The organism is Phytoactinopolyspora endophytica (assembly GCF_004138495.1).
GTDB classification, from domain to species: domain Bacteria; phylum Actinomycetota; class Actinomycetes; order Jiangellales; family Jiangellaceae; genus Phytoactinopolyspora; species Phytoactinopolyspora endophytica.
The window spans coordinates 460,854-464,434 of record NZ_ML142849.1 but is presented as its reverse complement, the minus strand read 5'-3'; the positions used below and the strand labels follow the sequence as shown (position 1 = coordinate 464,434).

The 3,581-nt window shown below is 70.8% G+C and carries 4 protein-coding genes; all 4 read right to left on the bottom strand.

The features are described from left to right. The coding region (locus ELR45_RS02075; protein WP_129663430.1) for an FAD-binding protein at positions 1-239 on the bottom strand (239 nt) is incomplete at its 3' end. A 132-nt stretch (positions 240-371) separates the two neighbouring features. Continuing rightward, on the bottom strand, positions 372-1,784 hold the full coding sequence (locus ELR45_RS02070) for a YlbE family protein (protein WP_205855702.1): 1,413 nt from the start codon (positions 1,782-1,784) through the stop codon (positions 372-374). Further along, entirely contained in the window at positions 1,781-3,403 is a 1,623-nt protein-coding gene (locus tag ELR45_RS02065; protein WP_205855701.1) for a hypothetical protein, read from the bottom strand. The genes ELR45_RS02070 and ELR45_RS02065 overlap by 4 nt, the downstream gene beginning before the upstream one ends. Then, the coding region (locus tag ELR45_RS34405; RefSeq protein WP_165367396.1) for an oxamate carbamoyltransferase subunit AllH family protein at positions 3,400-3,581 on the bottom strand (182 nt) is incomplete at its 5' end. The genes ELR45_RS34405 and ELR45_RS02065, both read right to left, overlap by 4 nt.

Here is a 3,581-nt window from a genome sequence, read left to right as displayed (position 1 = left end):
GACTCCTTGATGGTGTCGGCTGCGTGCTGCTGCCAGCTGTCCTCGGGGTCGAGAGTGCCGAGAGCGGCGTTGATGCCGCCCGCGGCAAGCGTGGTGTGGGCGTCCTGACGGCGGCGTTTGCCGACCGCGAGAACGTCGATGCCGCGTTCGGTCAGTTCGATCGCGGCACGTAGCCCCGCGCCTCCCGTCCCGATGACTAGTGCGTTCGTGGATAGGCGGCGGTCGGTGGGTGTGATCATAGGAAGGGCTCCTGCCGGCGCGTTGAACTCATGTAGTGCTCGAGGCCGTAGCCTCCCAACCAACGTATGCCCCTGTTAGGCCCGGCGCCGTGATCCGTTACACAGAATGACCGTTCGCCTTTGAGGAACCCGTCACAAGGCGGAGCGTGAGAGCCCGGCGAGGGCGTCCAGCGCGGCAGTGAAACATTCGGCCGGAGGCTTGACCAGGCCGGCGCCGACCTGGCCGGTGCCGGCCACCTTGCCCGCCATGCCGGTGTTGATCTGCGGCAGGATCCCGGTGCGGGCGACGAGTGTGACGTCGATCCCGGTCGGTGCGCCGCGGAACTCCAGGATGGGGAACGCGTAGGCCGGGTTCTCGGCCAAGGTGATCTCGTACATCAGCTGACTGGTGCGCAGCGCCTCGGGGACGGAGCCGCCGACGAAGCGCACGATGGCCGGAGCGGACGCCATGGCGAACCCGCCGATGCCCATGGTCTCGCAGATGGTCGAGTCGCCGATGTCGGGGTTGGCGTCGTCGGGCCCGAACGAGCCGAGGAACAGCCCGTGCGGTGTGTCGGCCGGCGCGGTGAACCATCGCGAGCCGGTTCCGGAGACCTGGATACCGAAGTCGGTGCCGTTGCGCGCCATAGTGGTCACCACGGTGGCGCCGTCGATCCCCGCCCCGGCCGACGTCTGCAGCTTCCCGGCGGGCATGACCAGGTTGAGGAAGAAATGGTCGTTCCCGGAGACGAACCGGACCGCCTCGGCGATCTGGGACGAGGGTGCGCCGCTGTCGATGAGGTCCGGCAGCAGTTCGCGCAGCAGCATGAGGGTGCCGGCCCGGTTCCGGTTGTGCCCCTCGTCGCCCATCTGCACCATCTGGGCGACGATGCTCTTGATGTCGATCCGGCCCCGGCGGCGCACCGCCGCCTGCAGCAGCGGCCCGAGCACGTCGCTCATCCAGCGCAGCCGGTCGATGACGTCGCTGGAGTAGGCGCCGTACCGCAGCACCTTGCCGAGCCCTTCGTTGAGCGAGCACCAGGCCGTGCCGTCGTTCGCCTCGTCGCGGAGCTCGAACATCCACATCGACGGCGACACGACGCCGGCCATCGGGCCCACGGCACCCCGATCATGGCAGGGCGTGAGGGAGATGCCCTCGCCCGCGTCGAGCGCGGCTTCGGCCTGTTCCGGTGTGCTCGCCAAGCCTTCGAAGATCATCGCGCCGATCAGCGCGCCCCGCATCGGGCCGGATGCGCGTTCCCAGGTCAGCGGGGGACCGGCGTGCAGGAACTCGCCGGGCCGCAGGCCGAGCACGTCTTGGGCGGGACGCACGTCGACCAGTTCCGCCGTCGACGCCAGCATCCGGTCGAGCGCTTCTCGGTTGGCGTCGACCCGGCGCGGGTCGGCCATCACCGCGTACAGGCTCGTCTCGGTGCCGGGCATCGGCGGCTGCCACTCGACGCGCTCGACCGGCACCGCCTGACCGGCCAGCGCCTCGGAGAGCAGATCGGCGCCGGCGGCGACGACTCGCGGCTCGGACGTCAGCAGGGAGTCGAGCGCGTTCACTCCTCACCCCCGGGTAGGTCGTCGTCGGTGTCGAGGACGTCCGTGACGCTGTCGGGCGGCCCTTGCCCGGCGGGACGGTCGGCCACCCTCCGGACCGCCTCGCGAGCGGCGGCGGCGTTCGACACGTAGACTGCGGCCCCGGCATCGTTCAGCGTCTTCGCCTGGCGGTCCAGGTCCTGAGGGTCGCCCGCCGTCCCGACCAGGGAGACCACCACCGGCAGCTCGCGGCCGTCGCGGGCGGCCGTCAGCTGCGCCTCCCCGATCACGGGCCCCAGCTCGGCGGCCGGATCGGGGTGCGCGCCGTGCCCGAGCACGACGTCGAGCAGCAGAACGCTGCAGGTGGGGTCGCCGGCCTCGGCCAGGATCCGCTCGGCGCGCAGCGAACCGTCGATCATCGGGTGCGGCCTTCCCAGGGTGAGCGCGTCGTCGCCGAAGTCGATCATGACGTGACCGCCGACGTCGTGGTCAGCGTCGAGCGCCCATTCCGGGCGGAGAGGGATATTGGAGCGCACCTCGCCGAGCTCGCCCGAGACGATCGCCATCGCCTCGTCGCACAGCGTGCCGCCGGAGAACAAGCCCCGGACGAACCCGCGAGAACGCGACGCCGGGTCCTCCGGTCGCTCGGCAGTGGGAGCATGCGGTGCGGGGCCTTCGAGCAAAGGCTCGGGTGCGGTGCTCGCCGGCCAGCTGCGAGGTTCGGACCACGTCGCACCGGCTGCGTCGACAACCGAGCGCGCTGTCTCGGTGAGGTCCGGCTCGCCTTCACCCAGCAGCGCGAAGACAACCGGCGTGGACTGAGCGGCGGCATGTGAGCGGACGCGTTCGGCGGCCCGCGGGCCGGGAGGCTTGCCGACGACGACGATCACCTCGGTGGCGGGATCCGACGCCAACGCGTCCATGGCGGCAAGCGTCGACACCGCCCCCACCTCGTCGGACATATCGCGCCCACCCACGCCCAGGCAGTGGCTGATCCCGACGTCGGAGGCGTCGAGCAGACTCATCAGATGCTGGGCGCCGGTTCCTGAGGCGGCGACGACGCCGACCGGTCCGGGCCGGACGACGTTGGCGAACCCGAAGCCGACGCCACCGATGACGGCGGTGCCGCAGTCCGGTCCCATGACCAGAAGGCCGCGCCGGCTTGCTTCCTCCTTGAGCCGGACCTCCTGCGTCAGCGGGACGTTGTCGGAGAAAACGATCACCGGCACGCCCTTGGTCAATGCGTCCATGGCATCGCCGAACGCGTGGGCGCCAGGGGTGGAGACGAACGCGATGGTGGCGTCGGAGCGGGCGATCGCGGCGCCCACCGTCCGAGGCCGTGGTTCGCTGCCGAAGTCGCTCGGCGGCGCGGTGCGGCTCGCTGCGAGCGCCGCGTCGGCGGCAGCACGGGCACGGGCCAGCGCGTCGTCGTCGGAGGCTTCGAGGGCGATCAGCAGATCGTTGGGGCCGGCGTCGGCAGGCGGCTCGAAGCCCATGCCGACCACGAGATCGACATTGAGCTGGGTCGCCATCGCGACGAGCGCGGCGCTGACCCCGGGTTCGTCACCGACGGTGCGGCTGACCTGCATGAGCGTGACGGAGTCGTGGTAGACGCCGGAGCGTATGTCCAGGTCTCGGCTCACGTCCGCCTCCGATCGGGTGACAATGCGCGCGGCCCTGCCAATGCACAGAGCACGCCTGTGTAGAGCCCCGCACCCGACGTGTGCCCGACGGCCATCAGCTCACGGTAGGCGGTGGCCAGGTTGGCTTCCGGCGTGCTGAGAGCGCCGAGGAACCTGGTGAGCTCCGGCACGCCATGGC